The sequence below is a fragment of the Schaalia naturae genome (genome assembly GCF_042665795.1).
Lineage (GTDB): Bacteria > Actinomycetota > Actinomycetes > Actinomycetales > Actinomycetaceae > Pauljensenia > Pauljensenia naturae.
Window position 1 is genome coordinate 1,578,727 of sequence record NZ_JBHTEF010000001.1, and the last position, 25,735, is coordinate 1,604,461.

Here is a 25,735-nt window from a genome sequence, read left to right on the forward strand (position 1 = left end):
GGGGGAATCCCCACCGCCCGCAGGCCCCTACGATGGCCTCATGGGCTCCCGCGCGCGCATCCTCGACCTCTCCTTCTCCCAGCTCCGACGCGATGCGCGGGTCCTGCGCCAGCTCGGCGTCGTCGCCGGCTACGGAGCGGTGACGACGCTGGGTTACGGGCCCGCCACCCCGTACTCGGACGAGCACCTCGAGATCCCCGCCGGCGCCCCCTCCCTGCCCCAGACGCCGGCCGGGGTGGCGAACCTCGCCCTGCACCGCCATCGGGCCGCCGACCTGCAGGCCCCGGGCGCGCGTGCCGCCCTCTCGGCGCTGCGGGGCCGCTCCTTCGACGCCGTCGTGGCCAATGACGCGAGATCCCTGCCCCTGGCGCTGGCCGTTGCGGACGGCGCGCCGGTCTGGGCGGATCTGCACGAGTGGGCGCCCGAGGAACGCACCCAGGTACGGTCATGGCGCTTGCTGGTCGCCCCCTGGATCGATCACGTCTGCCGCGATGGCCTCCCGCGGGTCGCGGCCTCGACGACGGTGGGCGCGCGCATCGCCGAGCTCTACGCCGAGCGATATGGGATCCGCCCCCGCGTGATGCGCAACGCCGCCCCGTTCGCGGACCTCTCCCCCAGCCCGGTCGCGCCCGACGGCCCGATCCGGCTCGCGCACTCCGGCGGCGCCGTGCCCGGGCGCTCCCTGGAGACCATCATCGATGCGACGCTGGCGGCGGGCGGTCGCTTCACCCTGGACCTGTACCTGGTGCCCGCGGGCGACGGCGGCCGCTACCTGCGGGCCCTGCGGCGCCGCGCCGCCGGCAGTCCCGCGATCACCTTCCACGACCCCGTTCCCCCCGCCGACCTGCCGGCCGCGCTCAACGCCTACGACGTCGGCGTGTACTGGATTCCCCCCTACTCGACGAATGCGCGCCTCGCCCTGCCCAACAAGCTCTTCGACTTCGTCCAGGCGCGGCTCGCCCTGGCGGTGGGCCCGGCCGTCGAGATGGCGGAGGTCGTCGACGCCCATGGGCTGGGCGTGGTCTCCTCCGGCTTCGAGCTCCCCCAGATCGTCGAGTCGCTGCGGACACTCACCCCTGAGCGCGTCGCGACGTTCAAGGCCGCTTCCCACGCCGCGGCTCGCGGCCTCAGCTTCGAGTCCGAGGCGCGCGTCGCCCGGGACATCCTCGAGGGTCCGCTGGGGCTGGGGCCGGAGCACGGTGCGGACGGGCAGGAGGCCCGCGCATGAGGGTCGTCTCCGTGGTCGGCGCCCGCCCGCAGTTCGTCAAGCTGGCGCCCGTCGCCCACGCCTTCTCCCGCGCCGGCGTCGACCACGCGATCATCCACACGGGCCAGCACTACGACCCGATGCTCTCCGAGGTCTTCTTCGAGGAACTCGGCATCCCGGCCCCCGATGTGCACCTGGGGATCGGCTCCGGGTCACACGGGCACCAGACGGGTCGGATGTTGGAGGCGCTCGACGACGCGATCCCCGGGCTCGCCCCCGACTGGGTGCTGGTCTACGGCGACACGAACTCCACGCTGGCGGCGGCGCTGTGCGCGGTGAAGACCCATCTGCCCGTCGCCCATCTGGAGGCGGGGCTGCGCTCCTTCGACCGAGCCATGCCCGAGGAGATCAACCGCGTCCTCACCGACCACGCCGCCGACCTCCTCCTCGCTCCGACCTCGGTGGCGGCCGAGCACCTGGCCGACGAGGGCCTGGGCGCGCGCACGATGGTCGTCGGGGACGTCATGACCGATGTCCTGCTGGACACGCGCGACGCGGTGGCCGGCGCGCCTTCGCCGCTCGCCCGGGAGCTCGGCGTGGAACCCGGCGCCTATTCCGTCGCCACCATCCACCGTCCCCAGAACACCGACGATCCCGCCCGGCTGCGCCGCGTCCTGGGATCGCTGGCCGCTGTCGGACACCCCGTCGTGCTGCTCGCCCACCCCCGTCTGGTGGCCCGGTGCGCCGAGTACGGCATCCCGCTGCTCCCCTCCCCGGAGGATCCCGGGGTCTGCGGGCCGTCGCCCCTCGACGGAGGCGGCTGTCTCCTGGTCCATCGCCCCCTCGGGTACCGCGAACTCGTGGCGTCCGTGTTGGCGGCCCGCGGCGTCATCACGGACTCCGGCGGGCTGCAGAAGGAGGCCTTCCTGCTGCGCGTCCCCGCCACCACGGTGCGGCCGACCACCGAATGGGTCGAGACCGTGGATCTCGGGTGGAACGTCCTGGTCGGGCCCGGTCCGGACCTTGTGTCCGCCGCGACCCGCCCCCGCCCCGAGGACACCGGCGCCGCTCCGTACGGCGACGGGCACACCGCCGACCGCGTCGCGAGGGTGCTGGCCGAGCGCGCCGGCTGAGACCGGTCTCCGCCGCGGTCTCCCCGCGGGATCGGCTCCGGGCCCGCGGGGACGGCCTCGCCGGCGCCCGTCAGCTTCGGGACCGGCGGGCAACGCCGAGGACGACCTCGGCGGCGTCCCTCCCGGTGACTGCCAGCGAGCGGTGAGCGGCCACCCACGAGCGCAGGCGGGCCCCTTCGCGTGGGCGCGCCAGGACGTCGCGGACGGCGTCGGCGACGGCCCCCGCGTCGAAGGACGCTGCGACAGCCCCCAGGCCGGCCCCGGCCACGTCCTCTGCGACGGGGCCGGTGCCCGCGTAGACCACCGGCGTCCCGCAGGACAGCGCCGCCAGCACCTTCGTCGGATACGCGAAGTCGTAGCCCCGCCCCGGGACGATCGACACGAGGGCGGCCCGTGCCCGCGCCTGCCACACGGCGGCTTCCTCGGGCGGGCGCCGGCCGAGGACGTGGACGCGGGGATCGCCCTCAGCGCGCCGGGCGATCGCCTCCATGTCGGAGCCCTGGCCCAAGTACACGAGATGGAGGTCGGGGAACTCCTCGCGCACCCGGGCGAAGGCGTCGAGGAAGATGCCGGCGCCCTGCCACTGCGAGGCCGTGCCGGCGTAGACCAGGTACGGGGCGTCGCGGAGGTCCCCTAGTTCCGCCTCGCCCGACGAGGGCGGCCCGGCCGGGTTGAACAGGGAGATGTCGATCCCGTTGAGGACCACCTCGATGTCGCGCGCGCCGAGCTCGCGGACGCGGTCGGCGACGCCCTGGTTGACCGCGATGACTCGCGTCGCCCCGCTCAGCGCGAAGCGCTCGACGGCGCGCAGGGCCCTCACGACGGCACGCGGCGCCCCCATCGACTCCGAGGCGTCCGACCACACGTCGGCCGCGTAATAGACGTAGGGGACGCCCAGCAGGGAGGAGGTGACGCGCACGACGGCGCCCGTGGTCGGCGGCGGCTCGGCCACGATGACGTCCGGGCGCGGGCGAGTGGCCAGCAGGCGCGCCGCCAGGGGTGCGTCGAAGGAGAGGTACTGGAGGTAGCCCTTGAGGTAGCCGGACCGGTCCCGCAGCGTCCGGGCACGACGGATGCTGACGCCCTCGGGATCCCGGGAGGTGTCGAGGTCCGGGGGCCTCGAGGTGAGCACCCGCACCCGTGCTCCAGCGCCGCGCAGCGCCCGGGAGAGCGCGTCGAGGCGGAAGGCCGCGGCCGCCGCCTCGGGCGTGAAGATCCGGGTCGCCACGAGGATGCGCGGGGGGGTCCGGCGCGCAGAGCCCGGGTGGGGAGAAGGGGATCTCGGGGATCGACGAGGACGGATCACGGGTGGCTTTCCGATCGACGGGCGGGACGACAGACGAGGCGGCGCGGACCGCCACGCTCCAAGTGTGCCTCACCGCCAGGCGCGCCCGACTCCGCGCCACTCCCCCGGACTCGCCGAGTGGTCGCATGCGCGCGACCACTCGGCGGGGCCGTGGTCCCCGCTCCCGGTCCAGCTTCCACCCGGGTGCCACAATGGGCGGGTGAGATCCGGCCCCTGGCAGCGTGCGCGCGCCCTCCTCGCGCGCTCACCCACCGCGGTCAATGTGGGCACGCTGATGTCGGGCACCGTGCTCTCCCAGGTCATCATGCTGCTCACCCAGCCAGTCGTCTCCCGCTACTTCGGCCCGCAGGAATACGGCTCTTTCGTCGCTTTCATGGCGATTCCCCAGACCGTGGCCGTCATCGCCGGACTCCGCTACGACATGGCCGTCGTCCTGCCGAAGCGTGACGCCGACGCGCGGAAGCTGGTTCGCGCCGTCCTCGTCATCGCCACGATCGCCTCCATCGTGACGTCGGCGTTCACCTGGGCAGCCGCCCCCACGATCGCGAGCTGGATGAACCGGCCGGAACTGGCGCCGTGGCTGGGCTGGTCCGGCGTCATCGTCTGGGCGACCGCCACGGTCAACCTCATGGGGTACTGGTTCACACGCACAATCAATTACTCAGCGATCTCAGCCAATCGACTCCAGCAGGCCGCCACGGTCGAGGGCGCCCGCATCCTGGCCGGAGCCACGGGACACGCCGGTGGGATCGGCGGACAGATGTTCGGGCAGGTCCTCGGACAGGTCCTCGCGGCATTGACGATGCTGTGGCGGGGGCGCGACGCATGGCGTCAGGATCCTTCGACCGTCGCGAGTGGTCGCAAGCGGGCGACCACTCGACGAGCAGAAGACGAGGAAGCGCCAGCCGCGTCCACGCGCGCCCTCCTCCGCCGCTACCGGCGCATGCCTCTGTTCAATGCCCCGAACGCCTTGGTCGACGCCGTGAGGACAAACGGGATCGTCCTGCTCATCGGCCTCGACTACACGGTCGCCGTCCAGGGCCAGTTCGGCAAGGCCTGGCTTCTCATGCAAGCCCCCCTGGCACTGATCAACGGCGCGGTCTCCCAGGTCTTCTTCCAGCGGTTCGCTACCACGCCGCGCGGACAGATGCGGGCGCTCGTCGACAAATCGGTGCGGATGTCGCTCCTCGCGGGACTCATCCCCTTCGCCCTGTTGGGCGTAATCTCCCCGTGGCTCTTTCCCTGGTACCTCGGTGACCAATGGGAGCTTGCCGGCCAGATCGCCCGGGCCCTGGTGCCGTGGCTTTACCTCAACCTGGCGACGTCGCCGATCTCAACCGTCTTTGTCGTCGCCGACCGTCAAGGCGCAATGTTGACGTTCGCCTGCGTATATGCCGCGGCACCGCTGGCAGCCATCGCGCTGCTCGGTGCGCATGGCATAGGGATCGTCACCCTGGTGTGGATCGTTTCGACGATGATGGCCGTTCTATTGGCAGGACTGGTGCTCCTCACCCGGCGGGTGGCGACGCAATGGGACGCCGCAGTCCCTCCGACTGCGGGCTGGGACGCTCCGGCATGAGACTCGCACTCGCCAAGGCGACATGGCAGATCCCGCCGACGTACTTCGCGGTCCAACACGCGCTGGCCCTCCAGAAGGAAACCCCCGACATCGATGTCCACGCCTTCACCTTCGCCTCCGACGTGCGCGACCCGGCCGTGCGCGAACGCATCCCCGTGACCGACGCGGCCCCGGCCCGACTGGGCCCCTTCCAGCTATCCCCCGCCTCCCGATCACGGCTCGCGTGGGTCTTCCAGTCCCAGATGGAGCACGAGATCCGCGCTTGGTCCCCCGACGTCGTCCACCAGCACGCCGCGACGTGGTCACTGCCCGCCGTCCATGCCGCTCGGGCCCTGGGAGTCCCGCTCGTCACCACGCTCCACGGGGCCGACGCCTTCGGAGGCTCCCTCACGAGGGCGTCCCGCGCCCCTGCGAGTCGGATCGCCGGACGCTGGATGCAGCGCAACCTGGACGCCGCCTCCCAGGTGTCTGCGGCCGTCCTAGCCGTGTCCCGCTACCTGGCGGACACGGCCGTGAGGAACGGCGTCCCCGCGCACCGCCTGCGGGTCCATTATCAGGGAGTCGACACCGACTGGTTCGCGCCCGCGCCCACACCCGCCGAGTGGTCGCATGCACGTGACCACTCGCGGGAATTGCTGTTCGTCGGGGCACTCACTCCCCTCAAGGGGATCATGGATCTGCTGGCCGTCTCCGAGTCCTTGGCCCTGATTCACCCTCATCGGCTCACCATCGTCGGGGACGGCCCACTGGCTCCGCAGATCCGCCGGGCGGCCGCCCTCGACCCCGGGCGCGTGAGGTGGGTGGGCGCGCTGGATCGCGCCGCTGTGCGCGAGCGGATGCGGGCGGCCGACGCCCTGGTCCTCCCGACCCGCACCATGGCCGGCGGGCGCGCCGAGGCCGCGGGCCTGGTGCTGCTGGAGGCCCAGGCGTGCGCGACCCCGGTCGTCGCCAACGCGGTCGGAGGGACACCCGAGATGATGGTCGACGGCTCCACTGGCTTCGCCACCCGCGAGCGCGACCCAGGCTCGCTGGCGGACGCGCTCACCCGCATCCTCGCGATGCCCGACGACGAGCTCGCCGAAATGGGCTGCCGGGCACGCCGCTGGGTGGTCGCCGAACGGTCGCTCGCCGCATCGACGCGCGAGCTGTTGGGAATCTACCGGGATCTCACAGAGGCGGCTCCGCGGATCTGAGCAGCCTCCCCGACAGCGACCCTCCGCCGAGTGGTCGCATGCGGGCGACCACTCGGCGGAAAAGCGCGGATGATCAGGACAGGCGGACGGATTCCCCGGTGCGGGCGGACTCCAGCACAGCCTCCACGACGCGCAGGGTCTCGACGCCCTCGGCCATCGTGACATGGTCGGAGCCCGCTCCGCGCACGGCGTCGCGGAAGTGCTCGATCTCGACAGCGAGCGGCTCGCGCTTGACGAGCGCGTACCGCGTGACGGTGCCCTCGGAGACCCCGCGGAACGCGGCGATCTGATCCCACTCGAGGGGGATCGAGCCGTTCTCGTAATAGGTGAGATCGCTCATCGCGGTGTCGGCGACCAGAGCCCCGCGCTCGCCGGTGACGATCGTCGTCCGGTCCTTGTATGGGGACAGCCAGTTCACCAGGTGGTTGACGAGGATGCCGCCCTCGAGGCGACCGGAAGCGACGACCATGTCCTCGAACTCGCGCCCCGAACGATAGGCGGTCTGCGCGTACACGGACTCATAGCGCGCGCCGGCCACCCATGCCGTGAGATCGATGTCGTGGGTGGCGAGGTCCTTGACCACGCCGACATCCGAGATGCGGGCCGGGAAGGGCGACTGGCGCCGGGTCGCGATCTGGTGGATGGCGCCCAGCTGGCCCTCTGCGATGCGCCGGCGCATGTCGAGGAGGGCCGGGTTACACCGTTCGACGTAGCCGACCGCACCGATCAGTCCCGCCCGGTCGAACGCGTCGGCGACCCGCCGGCCCGCGGCGACGTCGACGGCCAGCGGCTTCTCGACGAGGGTGTGGACACCCGCCTCCGCGAGTGCGAGCGCCGCGTCCTCGTGGAAGACCGTGGGCACGGCGATGATCGCCGCATCGAGGCCGACGTTGATGAGCTCCTGGACCCCGCCGAGCAGCGGCAGGCCGCCGGCGACGCCGAAACGGTCGCCTGCCGGATCCGCGACCGCCACCAGGTCCAGACCCGGTGTCGCCCGCACATTGCGGACATGGTGGCGGCCCATCGAGCCGATCCCCAACACGCCGACGCGCAGCGGGGCGGCGACGCCCTCGTTCTGATTTCCCCCGGACGGCCCGCCCGTCCCCCTCACGGTCATGCGTGCCCCTCAGCGCGGTCACGGGCGCACGCCGTGACGGCGCGGGCCACCCGCTCGAGGTCGTCCCGCGAGAGCGCGGGATGGACGGGCAGTGAGACGACCTCACGGGCTGCGCGCTCCGTCTCAGGCAGGTCCAGGCCCGGGGCGAAGGACGCCAGGGAGGGCAGGCGATGGTTCGGGATCGGGTAGAACACGCCGGATCCGACCTGCCACTGCTCGCGCAGCGCCTCGGCGAAACGGTCGCGCTGCTCCCCCGACGCCCCGTTCACGCGGATCGTGTACTGGTGATAGACGTGGCCCGCTCCCGCGGCGACCGGGGGCACCACGACGACGGACTCCGGACCGGAGGCGGGCAGGCCGGACTGCGTCAGCCCCTCGCGGATCGCCCGGTCGAGGAACGCGGCGTTCGCGCGGCGCCGCTCGGTCCATGCCGGCAGCTTGGCCAGTTGCACGCGGCCGATCGCAGCATGGATGTCGGTCATCCGGTTGTTGAGGCCGACCAGCTCGTTCGCGTACCTCCTCTCCATGCCTTGGTTGCGCAGGAGGCGGACACGGCGGGCGAGCCCCGCGTCGGAGGTGGTCACCATGCCTCCCTCGCCGGCCGTCATGTTTTTCGTCGGGTACAGGCTGAACGCGCCGAACACGCCGAACGTCCCCACGCGCCTCCCGCCGAGCGAGGCGCCGTGGGCCTGGGCCGCGTCCTCGAAGAGGGCGAGACCGTGACGTTGGGCGATCCGGGAGAATGCCGTCATATCGGCCGGATGACCGTATAGGTGCACGGGCATGACAGCGGCCGTCCGCGGCGTGATCGCCGCTTCGGCCGCCTGGGGCGACAGGCAGAAGGTCTCGGGGTCGATGTCGGCGAACACCGGCGCAGCACCCGTGATCGCCACCGCGTTCGCCGTGGCGGCGAACGTGAAGGAGGGGACGATGACCTCGTCCCCCGGTCCGATCCCGGCGGCGAGGAGCCCCAGGTGCAGGGCCGACGTCCCCGAGTTCACCGCCACGGCCTCCGCTCCGGGGGTGAGCGCCGCCGCGAACTCCTCTTCGAAGGCCGCCACCTGGGGGCCCTGCGCGAGCATGCCCGAGCGGAGCACGGCGCCGACGGCCTCGATCTCCTCATCCCCGATGATCGGGTGGGCTGCGGGAATCATCTGTTCAGTCATTGCGGTCGGCTTCCTCGAGGGTGTCCGGTGCGGTCTGGCGGTACAAGGCGCCCGTGGCCGGACAGCGCCACAGGTCGCCCGCATCGGCGAGGGCGTCCCGCGCCCCGGACGCCGAGTGGTCACGCGCGTGCGACCACTCGGCGCGGCCGTCGCCGGGGCCTGCCGGGACCAGGGGGACGCCTGCGCGGCCCACCCACCCGACGCGGCGAGCCGGGACGCCGGCGACCAGGGCGAACGCAGGGACATCGTGAGTGACCACAGCACCGGCCGCGACGGTCGCCCACTGGCCGATGGACACGGGCGCGACGCACACGGCACGCGCCCCGATCGACGCGCCCCGCCCGATCGCGACCCCGACAGGATCCCAGTCGGCGGCGGACTTCAGGGAGCCATCGGGATTGACGGCCCGCGGGGCGTGGTCATTCGTGAGGACTGCGGCCGGACCGATGAACACGCCGTCGGCCAGCTCCGCCGGTTCGTAGACCAGGGCCTGGTTCTGCACCTTGCAGCGGGCGCCCATACGGACCCCGGTGCCGATGTAGGCGCCCCGGCCGATGATGCAGTCAGAGCCGATGACGGCGTCCTCGCGCACCTGTGCAAGGTGCCACACACGGGTCCCGGTGCCGATGCGGGCGCGCGGGTCCACGTCAGCGGTCGCGGCGATGGCGACGCCGTCACCCGGCGCGGCGGCGGTTGCGGGATCCTGCGGCATCGTTCTCCCTTGGTCGGACTGCCCCCAATCCTACGTTCCCCGACGCGGAACGCCGTCCGTCCGCAGCCGTCCGACCTGGTGCCCTTTGCGGCGCCCGCGACCGCGATGGGGGCCGATGGCGCCACGCCATCGTTCGATGCGGGCACAATAGTGGTCGTGACCGACATGGACGACGTCTGGGTGGTGGTTCCCCTGTACAACGAGGCCGCCGTCATCGACGACGTCGTCTCCGGACTTCGGGCGGTGTTCCCCCATGTCCTCTGCGTCGACGACGGATCGGCCGACGGATCGGGCGACCGGGCGCTCGCCGCTGGCGCCCATGTGGCGACCCACCCCATCAATCTGGGGCAGGGGGCGGCCCTGCAGACGGGGTTCGACTACGTCCTGCGCCGCACGGATGCGCGTTTCGCCCTCACCTTCGACGCCGACGGCCAGCACCGCGTCGAGGACGCCGTCCGCATGGTCGACGCCGCCCGGAGCGATGACCTCGCCATCGTCCTGGGCTCGCGTTTCCTTGAGGGCCCTACCGAGACGGGACGCGCGCGCCGAGCCGTCCTCAAGGTGGCCGCGGCCGTCACGCGGTGGCGCACGCGCATGCATCTCACTGACGCGCACAACGGGCTGAGGCTGATCCGCCGCGATGCGCTGGGGGCCGTCCACCTCGATCAGAACCGGATGGCCCACGCCACCCAGATCGTCACCCAGTTGGCCCGCACCGGACTGCCCTGGCGGGAGGTCCCCGTCCGCATCCGCTACACCGACTACTCGCGATCGAAGGGGCAATCCCTGCTGAACTCGGTCAACATCCTCGTCGAGCTGGTGATGGGCTGATGGACGACCCCCAGACCAGGTACTGGCTGATCAAGGCGATCCTACTGGTCGCCCTGTTGTTCATCGCGTGGGTGATCGTGCGTCCCGTCCGCTCCCAGGGGCATCTGGCCCTGCGCCGCGTCGTCATGGTGGGCACCATCGTCTTCGCCATGTTCGCCGTCATGTTCCCGGGCCTGCTCAATCGGGTGGCCTGGAGGCTCGGCGTCGACCGGGGGATCAACCTGCTCGTCTACGTCCTCGTGCTGGCCTTGTTCGCGCAGATCGCGACGGCCTACCGACGCGACTCCACCGCTGAGAAGCGTCTGACGGGGCTGGCGCGGGCCGTCGCCCTGGACACGGTGCGCGACCCCGGGCGGGAGGGCGGCCCCGACGCCGGGTCCGGCGAGGAGACGGACCCGGATCCCGGTGCTGGAGCCGGATCGGGCCAGCCCCCGGACCCGGTCTGAGCGCCCACCGTGGTCGGCCGTCACGGGCAAGACGCGCGGCCTCATGTGAGAGGTTCTGTTGGGTTGTTCACGGGCGGCGCGCAGGGCCGGCGCCCTGGCTGCGGGCGGTCCGGGCGTGCTGGATGAGTTGGCGGGCGATGGCGCCGTTATCGGCTGGGCAGATCGAACCCGATGCGCAGCCCCGTCCCCTCGGCCAGCCGGAAACGCATTGTGCCCTGTTTGCCCCGCCCTGCCGGCTCGACTGTCCGCGCCTCTCGAATAGGCCTGCCCGGATTCACGCGCCCCTCTTGCGCCGGATCGTCGCGGCTGAGCGCCCGGGGTCGGCGCCGCCCTCGTTGAGGACTCCCCGCTTCAGAGACTCCACTAGTTTGCCGAAAACGATTCGGCCATCGACCCTGGGGCAGTGACAGTCCAAGAGATGTGAGTGCCCCACCGCGGATGGGGCCAGTGCTTCGAACTGCGTCCATGCCCACCTCGCATCCCACCGAGACGTCCCGCTGGCGGAGTCTCCAAAGAACGCTCCCAACGATCAGCCCGTCGATCGGGCGGGCCTCGCGCGCCTCGCGGAGTCCACCACCCCGATAAGCGGAAGATGCCCCCAGACGTGAAGGCGAGAGCCCGCGAGGCGGCGCCTGGCGCGGGGGAGATCGAGGTTCCCGTGCCGCTTTGTCCGGCTCGTCGGGAACGAGGACCGACCTGGCTCGCCGGAGCGCCCCCCGTCGGCACCGTCGATTCGATCCGCATCCACGTGCTGTTGTGATAGCAGCATATTGATCGATTATCGCCATCTCCTTTGTGAATCCGTTTTTTACTGTTGCTTGTATAACAACATGCGTCGACGACGAGGACGCTCTGGCGATAGCTTCGGTGTGTCCACAGACCTCACGAGTCCCCGCCGCGACAAGAGATGTCGACGGCGCGTCGGATGCGCCGGTTCTGTGGTCACCGCAAATCGACCCGCGTCGACGCGTCTGGCCGTATGCGCAAGCTCAGAGGGGGAAGACAGTGACGGGCCAACACCTGTATGGCAAGCAGACGGAACTTGGTGTCGAGAACTTCGGACCAGGTCGCCGCCGAGCCTCGGACGTCCCGATGCTCATCAAGAACTACGGGCTGGTCAAGGAGGCAGCCGCCGAAGCCAACCGGAAGCTCGGAGTGATCTCCGGTTCCCAGGCGCAGGCCATCGAACAGGCCGCCCACGAGGTGGCGCAGGGCCTGCACAACGAGCAGTTCCCGACAGCCCTCGTCGTGGGCGGCGGCGGAACGACCACCAACATGAATGTCAACGAGGTCATCGCCGCCCGGGCATCTGAGATCGCTGGCACGCTGATCCACCCGAACGATCACGTCAACGCGTCACAGTCCACGAATGACAGCTATCCCACTGCGATGGCTCTGACTGTCCTGGACCTCGCCGAAGCCCCGATCCGGGCGTTGGACGACCTGGCCCTCGCGTTCGACTCAAAGGCGGATGAGTACGACCAGACGATCCGGCTCGGACGGACCTGCCTTCAGGATGCCGTCACCCTGACCGTCGGAGAGACCCACAGATCGCACTCCGCAGCGATCCGCCGGACGACGAGCCAGTTGCGCACGGCGGTGTCTGCGCTCACCGAGATCCCTCTCGGCGCCACGGTTCTCGGGAGCGGCATCGGTGCCGCATCCGGTTACCGCCGGGAAGCCGTCGCTCAGCTCTCGAAGCTGACCGGACGCAAGTTGGCTCCTTCCCCGGACATGTTCGACGCTCTCGCAAACCTCGACCCGTACGCCCGCATCGCCCATGCCGGCGCTCGCGCAGCCCTCACGATGGCGAAGATCGCACAAGACCTCCGGGTCCTCTCCTCGGGGCCCTTGGCCGGGATCGAGGAGGTGATGCTCCCCGCTACTCAGGCAGGGTCGTCCATTATGCCCGGCAAGATCAATCCGGTGATTCCCGAGTATGTCATGCAACTGAGCTATCGGATCCGCGGAACGTCCAGCACGGTGGAGATGGCCGCTGCGGCCGGCGAGCTCGAGTTGAACATCATGGAGCCCATCATCATCGACAGCCTCATCGACATCTTCGACGACCTCAAATCTTCCGCCACGATCTTCGCGGACAAGTGCATCAAGGGCCTCACCTGGGATGGCTCCCGTCTGCAGGCCAATGCATCGGCTGCCTTCGACAGGTGGATCAAGAAGTCCTCCGAGGTCGGTTACGAGGAGACAACCCGTGAGGTCACGGAGTACTGGACGAACGCCAAGCACGACATCCCATGACCTCAGACAGCAGGAGCAGAGCCGCTCGTCCAACCGCATCACAACAGAGCGCAGACGGCACATCCTTTGCATTCGCGACACCGCTCCCACCGACGAGGACGCCGCACTGAACACGCGATCACCACCGCAAACGGCCCCATTCACCGCGGCACGACCGATCCAAGAACCAAACCAGCACAGTCGCTGACCACAGCCGAGCGATCTCCCGTGCTGCCGTCACACCCAGAAACCAGAAAGAAGACACATCTCGATGACGCGAAACAATTCAGGAAAGACCTACTACGGCAGCTTCACCGCGAACGCCCTCTCGAATTCTCCAGACGGACCATCAATCTCAGAATACCCGGACTTCGTCGACGCCTACACGCAGGTGAAGCGGGCGTGCGCCCAGGCGGGTCGCGACACAGGGATCGTCGCTCCCGACATCTGCGAGGCGATCGTCCGTGCCTGCGACGCGATCCTCACGGGAGATTACAACGATCAGTTCATCTCAAAGCTCCAGGCTGGTGGCTCAGCGACCACGACGAACATGAACTTCAACGAGGTCATCGCCGCCCTCGCCTCGGAGATCCTCGGTGACGGCCGCGCAGTCGAGCCCATCGACGACGTGAACCATGCGCAGTCGAGCAACGACACCTATCCGACCGCCATGCACATCTGTCTGGTCGGCCGCCTCGACGCGGTCGTCGCCGAGCTCCGACAGCTCCTTTCCAGCCTCCTCGAGAAGGCGGAGGCGTACGGCGACGAGCGTCGGCTCGGTCGTACGTGCCTCATGGACGCAGTGACTCTCACCATCGGCCAGACCCATCAGGGGCAGGCGACCTCTGTTGCTCGAATCATCAGAGAAGTCGAAGCCGCCCGCGACGCTCTGTACTCCGTCCCGTTGGGCGCAACCGCGATCGGCACTGGGATCGGCGCCCCGGATGGGTACGGCCGCAAGGCCACCGAGTACCTGGCCCAAACGACAGGTCGCCCCTATCGGCAGGCTGAGGACCTTTTCGATGCGATGGCCAATGTCGATGAGATCGTCGCGGCTGCACACGTCCTCCGGCGCGCCTCGATGATCCTCTACAAGCTGGCTGCCGATGTCCGTCTCCTCTCTTCGGGTCCTCAAGGCGGGTTCCGCGAGATCAAGCTGAAGAAGCTTCAGGCCGGATCCTCGATCATGCCCGGCAAGGTGAATCCCACGATTCCCGAGGCGACCATGACCTGCATGATTCGCGTGCGTGGGTGGGTCGACATGGTCGAGGAGGCCGCAGACGCCGGAGAGCTTGAGATCAACGTCTTCGAGCCCATCTTCCTTGAGGCCATGATCGGCGCGATGGACAACATCATCCAGGGGTCCCAACTGTTCCGTGAGCGGTGCTTCGACGCCATGGAATGGGATCTCGACGTGATGGCGACGAAGAACGCCTACGGCACGGATCGCTTCGTGGAGGTCTCCGAGGCCCACGGATACGACCACGCGGCGAACCTGCGCGCCGAGACTGACCCCGACTCCGTCCACATCGTGGGCGACACACATTGAGAGGAGCGTTGACATGATCTGGATTCAACTGGTTGTCGTCCTCATCGCCATCGCGATCGGCGCGAGGCTGGGCGGTATCGCCATCGGATTCGCTGGAGGAATTGGCGTTCTGGCATTAGCTTGCCTCGGCGTGACTCCTGGTGACATGCCACTCGACGTCATCGTCATCATGATGGCCGTCATCACGACGACGGCCGCCATGCAGGCGGCTGGCGGCATGGACTATCTCGTGTATCTCACCGGCACGCTGCTCAAGAGACACCCCAAGCAACTGGCGTTCCTCGCCCCGGTCGTCACGTGGCTGCTCGTCGTGACAAGTGGCACCGGGATGTCCTCCTTCGCGCTGTTCCCCGTCATCACAGAGGTCGCGAAGGGCACCAATATGCGTCCTTCCCGTCCTCTCACACTGTCCGCAATCGCTTCAATGACCGCAATCGTCGCCTCACCTGTCTCCGCGGCCGTGGTCTACTTCTCCGGGGTACTCGACGAGAAAGATCCGAGCATCGGCTACCTCGGTCTATTGGGCACGACGATCCCCGCAACATTGATCGGCATCATCGCGACTGCGGCCATCATGCTTGCCATCGACAAGGTCCGAGGAACACTGACTCTGTCCTCCGTGGAGTCGCAGAAGATGTCCGCGGGGAACGCCTCCGGCGAGCCCCGTCCCGATGGATTGTCCACCGAGGCCCTGGACCGCGAGCTCTCTCATCTCGGATCAAAGGTGACCACGAGCGCCAAGCGCTCCGTGTGGATCTTCGTGATCACGCTCATCCTCATCATCACGTACGCCATCCTGATCAGCCCCCAGGTCGGTATCGTCGAGACTCCCGTTCTGCCGCGCGACACCGCGATCATCTCGGCGATGCTCGCCGCGGGAGCTGCGATCGTCGCATTCTGCAAGGTCAGAGTCGAGGACGTTCTCAGCACCTCCACATTCAAGTCCGGTGGCAGCTCCTACGTCTGCTGCCTCGGCGTCGCATGGCTGGGGACGACCTTCGTGACGGCCAACCAGGACACCATCGTCAACGCCCTCGGCGGGGTGCTGGAATCCGCGCCTTGGCTGCTTGCGGTGGTCCTCGTGGTCGCCTCCTCCCTCCTGTACTCTCAGGCGGCCACCGCAAAGGCACTCATGCCTCTTGCCTTGAGCCTGGTCAGTCCCGCGGTCGCTGTTGCCAGTTTCCCCGCCGTCGCCGGGTTCTTCCTCCTTCCGACCTATCCGACTGTTGTCGGAACCGTCGCGATCGATGACACAGGAAGCACGAAAATCGGGAAGTACGTCTTCAATCACTCATTCATCGTGCCAGGCGTCATCAACATGATCATCACCGTCGCTATCGGAACCGTGCTGATCTCGGTCATCTCATAGCCCGTTATGCCGACCAGCACGAGGCGAAGCCCGGCACGCTCGAACTGAGCATGAGCCACGAACTGCGTTCAACGCATCCATCATTCAAAGGAGAAAAATGAGCTACGTAGAGGATCTGTTGGATGACATATGGCAGATCGATGTCGACACGACTCCGAAGGACGTGACGGACGAGACCAAACGCGCCATTTCCGACTTCTTCGGTGTCACTATCGCCGGATTTCAGAACCCAGCCGCCAAGCCAATTCTCAGGCATATCCAGATGCACTCGTCCTCAAGCGGCAGCTCCCTCCTCGGCACTTCTATGAAAGTAGAAGCGCCGATGGCCTGCCTGGGAAACGGCTACGCTGCACACGTCTACGACCTCGACGACTGTCTCCAATCAACGCTGGGGCACCCGACAGCGGCCCTGGCCCCTGCAATAGTCTGTGCCGCCGAAGAGGCCAATGCGACAGGCGCCGACGTGATTCGGGCATATCTGATCGCCCTGGAGGTCATCGGTCGAATCGGACGAGTCGCCAATCCGACGACCTCTGAGCGAGGATGGCATTGTTCGCCGGTCTTCGGTGTCATCGGCGCCGCCACGGCAGCTTCCGTGCTGCTCGGATGCGACAAGGCCACAACGGCCATGGCGATCGGGATCTCCTGCTCATACGCTTCCGGACTCCGGGCGAACTTCGGAACGCACGTGAAAGCCCTGCACATGGGAGCAGCAGCCGAACGGGGTCTGGAAGCCGCCGAGCTGGCCAGGGCAGGAACGACGTCATCTCTGACAGCGCTGGAGGGGACGGACGGGTTCTTCCAGGTCTTCGCCGGCATTCCTCCAAATTCTGTGAGATATGAACCCAGCACGAATTGGGAGCTGCAAGACCCGGGTCTGATGTACAAACGTTTCTCTTGCTGCTCAGGGATGGCCCCTGCGATCGAGGCGATTCTCGAACATCCTCAGCTGAGAGAATCCGATCCGGCGGAGATCGAGTCCATACATGTCGGAACCAGCATTCTATCGCCGATGGAACTGGTCCACCCGCTTCCCCAGACAGCAATGCAATCCAAGTTCTCGATGCAATATGCAATCGCCTGCCCAATTGTTCATAGAAAGACGACCCTCGAAGTGTTCAACAACGACTCCTACGTTCAGGATGAGAGGGTCCAGGAATTGATGAAAAAGATCTATCCCGCCGTCGACCCTGAACTCGCTGAACGAGGGATGACAGCCGACGCTCCGGTGAAGATCCGTGTGGACTTTCGGGACGGGACTGCCGTCGAAACCAGGAGGGATTATGCGCGAGGAAACCCTCTGAACCGCCTGTCCGACCCGGAGATGCGCGAGAAGTTCATGGGCCTGTGTGCTCCGGTCTTGGGCACGAGCGGAGCCGCGGAGCTGTATTCATCCCTCACGGCGCTGGAAAGCGCGGCAAATGTGCGGGACCTCACCGATCTCTGCTAGAGCCCCGCTCCGCCGAGCCGTTCCAGTCGTCATCCGAGCGGGTCGGGGACACCCTCGGCGGCCTTGGCCCAGCCGCGGAGGCCCTTCTCACGGACCCGAACGGAACGGCGGTCAGTGCCGCAGCGGATCGCGATGACTTCGGCGAGCGGGCCGTTCGACTTGGCTGATCCACGACTGACGCGCCGGAGTGGAACCACTCTCACTTTCTAGTGACGTTCCCGTGGAACCGTATACGTCTGTTGGGCCGGGCGGACACGATGCCGCCAGCCATGTTCACCGCCGCGAAGAGGCTGGTGGCGTCGGTCTTGACGGCGGCCCTCCTGGCGGCTCTGATCGCACTCGCCAAGGCCGCATGTCAGATCCCGCCGACGTCCTTCGCAGTCCGGCACGCGCTGGCCCCCCCCCGAGAGGCGACACCCGACATCGATGCGCCAGGCTCCCATCACGTCAGGATCCTCGGCGAGTGCCCAAGGCGCGCGTGGCCTGTCGGCTGGCCTCCATGACGATCTTTTCAATCGAATCGGTCTTGTCGCTGATGCGACTGGAGGGGCCCGAGACATTGAGAACTCCGAGAATGCGCCCCGACGCGTCACGCAGGGGCACGGCGACAGCCGTGAGGCCGACCTCGACCTCCTCGCTGGCCACCGCATATCCTTGCTCACGCTCCCGCTCGAGCCGGGCGAACAGCGTGACGAGGTCGCGTGGGGCATTGGGCCCGCACGACGAGATCCCAAGATCATCGGAGACGAGCGTCTTGACGTGCGCATTGTCGTAGTCGAACATGAGGGCCCGACCAACCGCCGTGTAGTGCAGCGGGGAGCGCCGCCCGATACGGCCGCCGGCTTGGAGGGAGTATCGGGATTCCTCGCGTGCGACAACCAAGCCCTCGTTGCCGATTTGCACTGATAAGAGGGCTGCTTCACCAGTCCGGGCGACCAGGAACTGCAAGTAGGGGCGCACCGCGTCGACGAGTTCATCGTCTCCGGCGTGTGCGGTGAGCACCCGTAGCCTCCACCCAAGCCGGTAAGTGCGGCGATCTTCGTCCTGCGTGACAAGGCCCGTGCGAGCCAGGGCTTTCATCATCCTGGAGACTTGGCTGCGTTCTCGCCCAATCATGCGCGCCAGTTCGCTGACACCCCGCTCGCCATGGGGCGCACCGTCAAAAGCAAGCAGAACCCGTCCCACGCGTTCAGCCATGGACTCTGTCATAGAGCACCCTTCACCACATGTTGCTAGGCCGGCATCACCGACTCTACCTTGAATAGGTCACCAACTGGCCCTACGAGATTTGACGTGAGAACAGCAACATGCTCAGTTTGAGAGAAGCGAGCGAAGAGGGGATGGGCCCGCGGCATCGCGTCAGAGCCTTCCTGGTATGGGCTACGCGCGCATTCGGGTGGACGGGGTGTTGTTCGCACCGTCATATCGAATGGCGAACGCATGCTCCCTCCTCGTCGGGATCAGCGTCAGGTCTGATGAGAGATCCCGCCAGCAGAACGTCTCCGCGAATCGGATTGGATTCCGCTCCGTTCTTGAAGCGGGGATGGAAGACGATGAATCAGAAGTATTCTCCCGGGATAGGCGAGGCGCCCGCCCGCCAGGGCACCCTCCCCGCGCGCCGCCAGCGAACAACCCAGCAGAACCTCATAGGATCACATCAATGAGCAAGCACTCGGTGTCCCCCGGCCTCACCCCGATCCTGCACGCCGCCACGAATCCCGCGGCGTTCGGGGTGCTCAGGGGCGTCATGGCGAGCCTCCTGTCCGTGGTCCTCATGATCGGATCCACCGGATGGTTCGTCTACCGGGGATTCGCCTCCGATGTCCACAGCAACGCCCTCGACATCTCGGGGCTCGGAGCCCAGTCCGGCCAGCAGGACGAAGAGGAGGAGGCGCCCCCCGCTGATTCCTTCGCGGGACGGGCGATCAACATCCTGGTGGTGGGCATCGACTCCCGTCAGGGGCAGACCGTGGACGGCATCGGCACGACCGACGACGTCGAGGGGCTGCGCGGCGATACGACGATGCTCGTCCATGTCTCGGCCGACCGCTCCCGCGTCCAGGTCGTCTCGATCCCCCGCGACCTCATCGTCGACATCCCCTCCTGCACCCGTACGGATGGCTCGGTCTCAGGGGCGACGACCGGCATGTTCAACTCGGCGATCACCATCGGCGCGAACTGGGGGTACGACGTCGCCTCCGGCATCGCCTGCACGAAGGCGACCGTCGAGCAGATGTCGGGCCTGAACGTCGACGGGTTCGCCGTCGTCGACTTCTCCGGCTTCTCGGACATGATCAACGCGCTGGGAGGCGTCTGGTACAACCTCGACGAGGCCGTCTCCGACACCGACGCGGGACTCCAGCTCGACGCCGGCTGTCAGAAACTCGACGGCACCCAGGCCCTCGCCTACGCCCGTGCCCGCTACAACCTCGGGGACGGCTCCGACATCTCCCGCATCGGGCGCCAGCAGCAGCTGGTGGGCGCCATCTTCCGAGAGGTCCTGTCCAAGAACTTCATGACCGACCTCCCCTCCCTGCTCAGCTTCATCCAGGCCGCACTGAACTCCCTCCAGACCTCGACGAACCTCTCTGACATCAACACCGACGCCGGGCTGCTGCTGTCCCTGACCGACATCGAGAGGGCGAACATCGAGTTCGTCACCCTGCCCTGGGGCAGCGCCTCCTGGGACATCGACCGCGTCGTCGCCTCCGAGCCGTTGGCCAGCGAGCTGTGGGAGGCCGTCGCCTCCGACAGCCAGCTTCCGGTGGACATCGAGTACACCGACGGGGCGGGCAACGTCAAGACGGTCACGGCGCCGATCGCCTCCCAGAGCGGTCAGGAGGAGGCCGGCACCGCGACGGACGAGGGCGGCGGCACTCCCGCCCCCGCGGACCCCTCCTCCGGCGCCGCGGACGGCACCACGAGCTCGACCACCGACGAGGCCACGATCCAGGACCAGTGCCCGCCGACGGGAACGGACTGACGATGCCCCCGACGCCGCCCTCCTTCGCCCCCCGGTCGCCTCGCAGGAGGCCCGACCCCCAGGACGCGCACGAGTCCGGCGGCCCCGTGCGCCGCCGGTCCGTCACCGGACGCCCCGATGCCGCGTCCGGGCCCGAGAGACGTGGAGGCACCCCGCCCCCCTCCTACGCGCCGCCCTCCGCCCGGACCCTCGGGGCCTCCGACGCCCCTCCGCCGTCCTTCCCGCCAGGCGGGGGCCGGCCGGCGCGGGAGGCGGCGCCGCCCTCGTCCCCGGGCACGGGCTCGCCACGGTGGGCGAGTCCTCGTCCCCCGGCCGCGCCCCCCTCGGCCGCCCGCCCACGCCGACGGCGCCGGCACTGGCCGCGGGTGCTCGCCTTCCTGCTCGTGGCGGTCCTCGCCTGGATCGCCTTCCTGCTGTGGGACGCGAACCAACACCTGGGGCGCACGGACGCGCTCCCCGCCACGGCGGACACCGCCGGAACCACCTACCTGCTCACCGGGTCCGACTCGCGTGCGGACGGCGCCGTCCAGGACGGCACCGAGGGTCAGCGCGCGGACTCGATCATGCTCGTCAACGTCGCGCCGAACGGGCAGACGGTGGCCGTCTCCCTGCCCCGCGACACCTACGTCGAGATCCCCGGATACGGATGGGACAAGCTCAACGCCGCCTACTCCTACGGAGGGGAGGCGCTGCTCGTCCAGACCGTCGAGGCGCTGTCCGGTCTGAGCGTCGACCACTACGTCGAGATCGGCATGGGCGGTGTGGGCGAGATCGTCGACGCGGTGGGCGGGGTGGAGCTGTGCCTCGATTCCGACGTCAACGACTCCTACTCGGGATTGGTCTGGACCTCGGGATGCCACGTGGCCGACGGGACGACGGCCCTCGCCTTCTCGCGGATGCGCTACTCCGACCCGCTGGGCGACATCGGGCGCGCCCAGCGCCAGCGCCAGGTCGTCACGAAGACGATCTCGACGGCGATGTCCCCCTCGACGCTGATCAACCCCGTCTCCGCGTTCCGGCTCGAACGGGCGGGGGCGGGCGCGCTCACCGTCGACCAGGGCTCCTCGGTGGTGGACGTCGCCCGCCTCGTCCTCGCCTTCCGGAAGGCGGGAGACGCGGGGCTCACCGGGACGCCGCCCATCGTCTCGCTCGGCTACGAGACGGACGCGGGGTCCGCTGTGCTCCTGGAGGACACGACAGCGCCGGACTTCTTCGCCTCCCTGCGCGCCGGCACGCTCACCGCGGAGGATCTGGCGAGTCTGCCCGGCTAGTTGAGGCTGGTCGGACGATCGTCGACACGGCGTCCCGGATGGCACGTCGGGCGCTCGCGGCAGCGGGCCAGCTTGACTCTGCCGCTACGTCAACCGGCAGGGTGATGTCCATGACCGAGGAGAACAGGCCGGTCGCCGACCGGTCGATCTACGTGATGCCGATGTTCGTGAACGTTGTGGTGAGCGATCTCGCGGCCGCTGCCCGACTGTACGCCTCCGCTGGTTTCGTGACCCTGGCGTCCATCCCGGGGCCCGGTGGCGTGCCCGCGCTCGTGCATCTGCGACGCGAGAGGTACCAGGACATCCTGATGACCCAGGGCGTGGCGGTGCGCGGGACGGTATCGGCGTCGTTCGCCGCGGGAGCGGTTGATCTCGGCGGCGTGGCCGACCGGATCCGTTCTGCGGGAGGCTGCGCCACAGGGCCGTTCGACACGCCGTGGTTCACGACCGACGTCACGTTCACCGATGCGGATGGGAACACCATGACGCTGACCGCGCCGCGCCAGGCGGACCGCGAGGCGGCGCAGGAATGGGCGAATGCGGGAATCGTCGGTGATTTTGAACGCCCCGGAGGTCCCGCCCTCGATCCGAGCGGGCTCTGAAAAGGACGAGACGCATGACGGAGTGGCCGATCAGGGATGTGGCTCGGGCGACGGGGCTGACCAGCCGCGCGCTTCGCCACTACGAGCAGATCGGGCTGCTCCGCCCGTCGCGAGTCGCGAGCAACGGGTACCGGTTCTACGGGGACCAGGAGCTGTCCCGGCTCTACCGGATCTTGTCGCTCCGAGCGCTCGGACTCCCCCTCGCGGCCATTCAGATCGCACTCGACGACGGCGCTCCTCTCGCCGAGGTGATCGCTGCCCATCTCGCGCTCCTCGAGGAGCGGCGCGACCGCATCAGCCAGCAGATCTCCGTCGTCCGCAGCACTCTGGACGCGATCGCGAAAGGTCAGACCATGACCATGCCAGAGGTCTTCTCAGGTGTCGACCAGAGCCGGTACGAAAGCGAAGTGCGCGCGCGCTGGGGCGACGAGGCCTGGGAGCTCAGCTCCAGGCGCCGCAACCAGATGAGCAAGAAGCAGCGACGATCCGCTGACGACCAGAGTGCCGACGTCAACGCCGCACTCCGCGACGCGGCGACGAGCGGCCTCGACCCGGCGAACGGCAGTTTCCAGCGGCTGATCGCCGACCACCACCGCTGGGTGACCGAGTACTGGGGCGGGCGCGTCCCCGACCGCGACGCCTACGCCGGGCTGTCCGAGCTGTACGTCGCGGACGTGCGCTTCGCGGCCGTCTACGGAGGACAGGGCAACGCCGAGATCATCCGCGAGGCGATGCGGATCTGGATCGCAGTCAACCTCGAGCAACGCGGTTGACGCCTGACCGCAGGGCAGGCGAGAGCCCACCGGAACAGCCCGACCGCGCCGGAAGGACGCAGACGACTCACCGAGCGCGCCAGCCCCGGCCTCCCCCGTCTCGTCACGGCGACCGACTGCCACGGCCGGAACGACCGCCAACCGGTCAGGCGGATGCGTCGGGCACGCACGCGGCCCATCGCACGGATGGCCTGCGAGTCCGCACGACGGCTGCCACCGGCCTCGCGAAGGCCGCGGCGACTCAGCCGGCGTCCGCGGGCGGGCACTGGTCCTGTGCGGTCGGCTCGACCACCGTGGGCGTCCGGCTCTGGGCGTCGGACTGGGCCGGCTCCTCGGAGGGCGTCGAGGTCACGTCCCCGCTGGGCTGCGCGGGATCGGCGACGGTGAGCACGTTGCCGGAGCCGTCGGTGTACTGAGTGCCCGCAGGCAGTTCGACGTCGTCGGCCAGGGCCGCCCAGACCTCGGAGGCCGCCGGCTCGGTGGCCTCGACGTAGTTCAGATTCCACGAGGCCGGGGCCGAGGGCATCGTGAGGAATTGGATATCCGCGCGATCGATGCCGGACAACGAGAGCAGCAACCCGGCATCGGTGTTGATGTCCGTGAGGTCCGTCGAGGTCTGCACGGCGTTCAGCGCCTGCTTGACGAAGCTGAGGACCGAGGGCAGATCGGTGACGAAGTTCTTCGACAGCAGCTCGCGCATCATCGCAGAGACCAGCTGCTGCTGGCGCCCGATGCGCTGCGTGTCCGAGCCGTCCCCCAGCGTCTTGCGCACGCGCGCGTACCCCAGGGCGGCGTGCCCGTCGAGCTTCTGGCATCCGGCGTCCAGAGTGATCGCGGCGTCCGGGTCGTCGACGGGCTCCTCGACGTTGAACCAGACCCCACCCAGGGCGTCGACCATCTGCTGGAACCCGCTGAAGTCGATGACGGCGAATCCGTCGAGGTCCAAGCCGGTGATCTGCTTGACGGTGGCCATCGTGCAGGCGATGCCCGAGGCGACGTCGTATCCCCCGTTCGCCCCGATCGAGATCGCCGCGTTGAAACGGTCCTCGGTCTCCTCTGACACGGAGCCGTCGGAACGTGTGCAGGCTGGGATGTCGGTCCACAGATCTCGGGGGATCGAGACGACCTGGACGCGGGAGCGATCCGCGGAGACATGGGCGATCATCGTCGTGTCGGAGCGGATCCCGCTGACATCGCTCGTGGTGCCGAACTCGTCCGTCCCCTGGTTCTCGCGCGAGTCGATGCCGACGAGCAGGAGGGTCAGCGGGCGACCCTCGAAGGAGTCCGACGGCTCGTCCTCGGCCGCGTCCCCGCTCTGTGCGCCCAGCCCGGTGATGTCGATCGAGTTGCCGCCGAGATCGGAAGCGAGGTCCTCGTAGACGAACCACGCCGTGGAGGCCACGAAGAGAACGAGGGAGAGCACGACGGCCAGGATGACCCGCCCGGCGCCGAAGGAGGACAGGGCGCCCGCGGCATGGGAGGAGGCGGCGGGGCCCGCTCCGCCGCGTCTGGTGCTCATGGTGGGGAGCCTTCCGCAGTCGGGAACAAGATGGTCACAACTATGTCACAGTTCAGACACGATGCCATCTCGGCACCCGCGACCCACCCACCGTTGACGCCGAGTGGTCGCAAGCTGGCGACCACTCGGCGCTTTCGCGGGCTGTCCCGGCCTCGTCGGCGACTCCGATCCAGCACGAGGGCGGCGTCGCCCCCACCCTGGCCGGGCGCGCGAGTGCGGCTCCGGACGCTCAGTCGCCGGCCAGTGGGACGGCGATACGACGCGGCCCCTGCTGCCAGGCATCCCATGCGGACTGGAGGATGTCGCGCACGTCCCTCTGGGCGCTCCACCCCAGATCCTTCGTGATCCGGGAGGCATCGCCGATCAGTTGAGGCGGATCCCCGGCCCTGCGCGCCATCTCCTCGACCGGGAAGTCCCAGCCCGACACCTGGCGCAGGCCGTCGATGATCTCGCGCACCGAGGTGCCCCTGCCCGTGCCGACATTGAACTGGCGGTGCGCCGGCGCCCCCGACTCGAGCGCGTCCAGGGCGGCGACGTGGGCCTCGGCCAGATCCAGCACATGGATGTAATCACGGATACACGTGCCGTCCGGCGTCGGATAGTCCGTCCCGAAGATCTTCGCGGACTCGCCCTTCGCCAGACGGTCCAGCACCATCGGTACGAGGTTCAACGTCGCCGGATCCTCCAGGTCGGGCCAGCCTGCGCCCGCCACGTTGAAGTAGCGCAGGCCGATCCAGTTGAGTCCCCAGGCGCGCTCGCAGTCGGCCATCATCCACTCGCCGATCAGCTTCGTCTCGCCGTAGGGATTGATCGGGGTCTTCTCGATGTCCTCGGGCACAACCTCCACGGGTGGCATCCCGTAGACGGCTGCCGAGGAGGAGAAGATCATCCGGTCGACACCCGTCTCCTCCATCGCGAGCAGCATGTTCGCCAGACCGCCGATGTTCTGCTGGTAGTACCACGCGGGACGCTGGACGGATTCGCCGACCTGCTTGCGCGCGGCGAAGTGGATGACGGCCGTCACATCCTCGTCCACCATGATGTTGGAGAGGACCTCCCGGGCCCCGTCCGTGGAGACATCCACCTGGACCAGGCGCGCGTCCCCGATGCGGGAGGCCTTCCCGTAGGAGAGATCGTCCGCGACGATGACCTTCTCGCCCCGCTCGCGCAGGACCCGCACCACATGTGCGCCGATGTAGCCGGCGCCGCCACTGACCAGAATACTCATGCGCCCAGTCTACGAGCCCCGGAGAGCGTGCCGATGGGACGCCTCGACCGGGGCCGCTCCGCC

The 25,735-nt window shown here is 68.5% G+C and carries 21 protein-coding genes; 14 read left to right on the forward strand and 7 right to left on the reverse strand.

Features of this window, described 5'->3' with window-relative positions; genetic code table 11:
- Nucleotides 1–40: 40 nt before the first annotated feature.
- Nucleotides 41–1,228, forward strand: coding sequence for a hypothetical protein (locus ACFQWG_RS07010; protein WP_380973621.1), 1,188 nt, complete (start codon nt 41–43; stop codon nt 1,226–1,228).
- Nucleotides 1,225–2,340: a UDP-N-acetyl glucosamine 2-epimerase gene (locus ACFQWG_RS07015; protein ID WP_380973623.1), complete on the forward strand. Its 1,116-nt coding sequence runs from the start codon at nt 1,225–1,227 to the stop codon at nt 2,338–2,340. The genes ACFQWG_RS07010 and ACFQWG_RS07015 overlap by 4 nt, the downstream gene beginning before the upstream one ends.
- 70 nt (nt 2,341–2,410) lie before the next feature.
- On the opposite strand, the gene ACFQWG_RS07020 is transcribed toward ACFQWG_RS07015, so the two are convergent.
- Complete coding sequence (locus tag ACFQWG_RS07020) at nt 2,411–3,568, reverse strand: glycosyltransferase (protein ID WP_380973626.1); 1,158 nt, start codon at nt 3,566–3,568, stop codon at nt 2,411–2,413.
- A gap of 277 nt (nt 3,569–3,845) precedes the next feature.
- Between ACFQWG_RS07020 and ACFQWG_RS07025 the strand changes: the two genes are divergently transcribed.
- Nucleotides 3,846–5,225 (forward strand): lipopolysaccharide biosynthesis protein, encoded by a 1,380-nt coding sequence (locus tag ACFQWG_RS07025; protein WP_380973629.1) that lies wholly within the window; start codon nt 3,846–3,848, stop codon nt 5,223–5,225.
- Nucleotides 5,222–6,418 (forward strand): glycosyltransferase, encoded by a 1,197-nt coding sequence (locus ACFQWG_RS07030; protein ID WP_380973632.1) that lies wholly within the window; start codon nt 5,222–5,224, stop codon nt 6,416–6,418. The genes ACFQWG_RS07025 and ACFQWG_RS07030 overlap by 4 nt, the downstream gene beginning before the upstream one ends.
- Nucleotides 6,419–6,491: 73 nt before the next feature.
- On the opposite strand, the gene ACFQWG_RS07035 is transcribed toward ACFQWG_RS07030, so the two are convergent.
- Genes ACFQWG_RS07035 through ACFQWG_RS07045 form a run of 3 tightly spaced genes read right to left on the reverse strand, consistent with a single transcriptional unit; the run spans nt 6,492 to nt 9,413 of the window.
- On the reverse strand, nt 6,492–7,535 hold the full coding sequence (locus tag ACFQWG_RS07035; protein ID WP_380973635.1) for a Gfo/Idh/MocA family protein: 1,044 nt from the start codon (nt 7,533–7,535) through the stop codon (nt 6,492–6,494).
- Nucleotides 7,532–8,701 carry a DegT/DnrJ/EryC1/StrS family aminotransferase gene (locus tag ACFQWG_RS07040; RefSeq protein WP_380973638.1) on the reverse strand — a complete coding sequence of 390 codons (1,170 nt, stop codon included), beginning with the start codon at nt 8,699–8,701 and terminating at the stop codon, nt 7,532–7,534. The genes ACFQWG_RS07035 and ACFQWG_RS07040 overlap by 4 nt, the downstream gene beginning before the upstream one ends.
- Complete coding sequence (locus ACFQWG_RS07045; RefSeq protein ID WP_380973640.1) at nt 8,694–9,413, reverse strand: acyltransferase; 720 nt, start codon at nt 9,411–9,413, stop codon at nt 8,694–8,696. The genes ACFQWG_RS07040 and ACFQWG_RS07045 overlap by 8 nt, the downstream gene beginning before the upstream one ends.
- 165 nt (nt 9,414–9,578) lie before the next feature.
- Here ACFQWG_RS07045 and ACFQWG_RS07050 point away from each other — a divergent pair, with 165 nt between their 5' ends.
- The 6 genes from ACFQWG_RS07050 to ACFQWG_RS07075 all read left to right on the forward strand — a co-directional run bounded on the left by ACFQWG_RS07050 (nt 9,579) and on the right by ACFQWG_RS07075 (nt 17,296).
- Complete coding sequence (locus ACFQWG_RS07050) at nt 9,579–10,244, forward strand: glycosyltransferase family 2 protein (RefSeq protein WP_291498299.1); 666 nt, start codon at nt 9,579–9,581, stop codon at nt 10,242–10,244.
- Nucleotides 10,244–10,690 (forward strand): DUF2304 domain-containing protein, encoded by a 447-nt coding sequence (locus tag ACFQWG_RS07055; protein WP_380973643.1) that lies wholly within the window; start codon nt 10,244–10,246, stop codon nt 10,688–10,690. The genes ACFQWG_RS07050 and ACFQWG_RS07055 overlap by 1 nt, the downstream gene beginning before the upstream one ends.
- 1,005 nt (nt 10,691–11,695) lie before the next feature.
- The gene (locus ACFQWG_RS07060) at nt 11,696–12,949 is read left to right on the forward strand and encodes a lyase family protein (protein WP_380973646.1); all 1,254 of its coding nucleotides are present in this window, start codon (nt 11,696–11,698) and stop codon (nt 12,947–12,949) included.
- A 250-nt stretch (nt 12,950–13,199) separates the two neighbouring features.
- Nucleotides 13,200–14,477: a lyase family protein gene (locus ACFQWG_RS07065; RefSeq protein WP_380973648.1), complete on the forward strand. Its 1,278-nt coding sequence runs from the start codon at nt 13,200–13,202 to the stop codon at nt 14,475–14,477.
- 13 nt (nt 14,478–14,490) lie between these two features.
- Nucleotides 14,491–15,846, forward strand: a complete 1,356-nt coding sequence (locus tag ACFQWG_RS07070) for an anaerobic C4-dicarboxylate transporter family protein (protein WP_380973651.1) — start codon at nt 14,491–14,493, stop codon at nt 15,844–15,846.
- 97 nt (nt 15,847–15,943) lie between these two features.
- Nucleotides 15,944–17,296: an MmgE/PrpD family protein gene (locus ACFQWG_RS07075; protein WP_380973654.1), complete on the forward strand. Its 1,353-nt coding sequence runs from the start codon at nt 15,944–15,946 to the stop codon at nt 17,294–17,296.
- 447 nt (nt 17,297–17,743) lie between these two features.
- On the opposite strand, the gene ACFQWG_RS07080 is transcribed toward ACFQWG_RS07075, so the two are convergent.
- Nucleotides 17,744–18,493, reverse strand: coding sequence for an IclR family transcriptional regulator (locus ACFQWG_RS07080; RefSeq protein WP_380973657.1), 750 nt, complete (start codon nt 18,491–18,493; stop codon nt 17,744–17,746).
- Nucleotides 18,494–18,956: 463 nt separating this feature from the next.
- Between ACFQWG_RS07080 and ACFQWG_RS07085 the strand changes: the two genes are divergently transcribed.
- From ACFQWG_RS07085 to ACFQWG_RS07100, 4 genes are all read left to right on the forward strand, one after another.
- Nucleotides 18,957–20,279: an LCP family protein gene (locus tag ACFQWG_RS07085; protein ID WP_380973660.1), complete on the forward strand. Its 1,323-nt coding sequence runs from the start codon at nt 18,957–18,959 to the stop codon at nt 20,277–20,279.
- 365 nt (nt 20,280–20,644) lie between these two features.
- The gene (locus ACFQWG_RS07090) at nt 20,645–21,550 is read left to right on the forward strand and encodes an LCP family protein (protein WP_380973663.1); all 906 of its coding nucleotides are present in this window, start codon (nt 20,645–20,647) and stop codon (nt 21,548–21,550) included.
- Nucleotides 21,551–21,660: 110 nt separating this feature from the next.
- Nucleotides 21,661–22,152 carry a hypothetical protein gene (locus tag ACFQWG_RS07095; protein WP_380973666.1) on the forward strand — a complete coding sequence of 164 codons (492 nt, stop codon included), beginning with the start codon at nt 21,661–21,663 and terminating at the stop codon, nt 22,150–22,152.
- A gap of 14 nt (nt 22,153–22,166) precedes the next feature.
- Nucleotides 22,167–22,925 (forward strand): MerR family transcriptional regulator, encoded by a 759-nt coding sequence (locus tag ACFQWG_RS07100; protein ID WP_380973668.1) that lies wholly within the window; start codon nt 22,167–22,169, stop codon nt 22,923–22,925.
- A 241-nt stretch (nt 22,926–23,166) separates the two neighbouring features.
- Here the strand turns inward: ACFQWG_RS07100 and ACFQWG_RS07105 are convergent, their stop codons facing one another.
- Complete coding sequence (locus ACFQWG_RS07105) at nt 23,167–24,444, reverse strand: LCP family protein (protein WP_380973671.1); 1,278 nt, start codon at nt 24,442–24,444, stop codon at nt 23,167–23,169.
- 229 nt (nt 24,445–24,673) lie between these two features.
- Nucleotides 24,674–25,672 (reverse strand): UDP-glucose 4-epimerase GalE, encoded by a 999-nt coding sequence (gene galE / locus ACFQWG_RS07110; protein WP_380973674.1) that lies wholly within the window; start codon nt 25,670–25,672, stop codon nt 24,674–24,676.
- Between the last annotated feature and the right edge of the window lie 63 nt (nt 25,673–25,735).

Bases quoted from the DNA above. Each gene is read 5' to 3' on its own strand.
- ACFQWG_RS07010 (WP_380973621.1), top strand. From the start codon at position 41: ATGGGCTCCCGCGCGCGCATCCTCGACCTCTCCTTCTCCCAGCTCCGA.
- ACFQWG_RS07015 (WP_380973623.1), top strand. From the start codon at position 1,225: ATGAGGGTCGTCTCCGTGGTCGGCGCCCGCCCGCAGTTCGTCAAGCTG.
- ACFQWG_RS07030 (WP_380973632.1), top strand. From the start codon at position 5,222: ATGAGACTCGCACTCGCCAAGGCGACATGGCAGATCCCGCCGACGTAC.
- ACFQWG_RS07035 (WP_380973635.1), bottom strand. From the start codon at position 7,535: ATGACCGTGAGGGGGACGGGCGGGCCGTCCGGGGGAAATCAGAACGAG.
- ACFQWG_RS07040 (WP_380973638.1), bottom strand. From the start codon at position 8,701: ATGACTGAACAGATGATTCCCGCAGCCCACCCGATCATCGGGGATGAG.
- ACFQWG_RS07045 (WP_380973640.1), bottom strand. From the start codon at position 9,413: ATGCCGCAGGATCCCGCAACCGCCGCCGCGCCGGGTGACGGCGTCGCC.
- ACFQWG_RS07050 (WP_291498299.1), top strand. From the start codon at position 9,579: ATGGACGACGTCTGGGTGGTGGTTCCCCTGTACAACGAGGCCGCCGTC.
- ACFQWG_RS07055 (WP_380973643.1), top strand. From the start codon at position 10,244: ATGGACGACCCCCAGACCAGGTACTGGCTGATCAAGGCGATCCTACTG.
- ACFQWG_RS07065 (WP_380973648.1), top strand. From the start codon at position 13,200: ATGACGCGAAACAATTCAGGAAAGACCTACTACGGCAGCTTCACCGCG.
- ACFQWG_RS07070 (WP_380973651.1), top strand. From the start codon at position 14,491: ATGATCTGGATTCAACTGGTTGTCGTCCTCATCGCCATCGCGATCGGC.
- ACFQWG_RS07075 (WP_380973654.1), top strand. From the start codon at position 15,944: ATGAGCTACGTAGAGGATCTGTTGGATGACATATGGCAGATCGATGTC.
- ACFQWG_RS07080 (WP_380973657.1), bottom strand. From the start codon at position 18,493: ATGGCTGAACGCGTGGGACGGGTTCTGCTTGCTTTTGACGGTGCGCCC.
- ACFQWG_RS07085 (WP_380973660.1), top strand. From the start codon at position 18,957: ATGAGCAAGCACTCGGTGTCCCCCGGCCTCACCCCGATCCTGCACGCC.
- ACFQWG_RS07095 (WP_380973666.1), top strand. From the start codon at position 21,661: ATGACCGAGGAGAACAGGCCGGTCGCCGACCGGTCGATCTACGTGATG.
- ACFQWG_RS07100 (WP_380973668.1), top strand. From the start codon at position 22,167: ATGACGGAGTGGCCGATCAGGGATGTGGCTCGGGCGACGGGGCTGACC.
- ACFQWG_RS07105 (WP_380973671.1), bottom strand. From the start codon at position 24,444: ATGAGCACCAGACGCGGCGGAGCGGGCCCCGCCGCCTCCTCCCATGCC.
- galE (WP_380973674.1), bottom strand. From the start codon at position 25,672: ATGAGTATTCTGGTCAGTGGCGGCGCCGGCTACATCGGCGCACATGTG.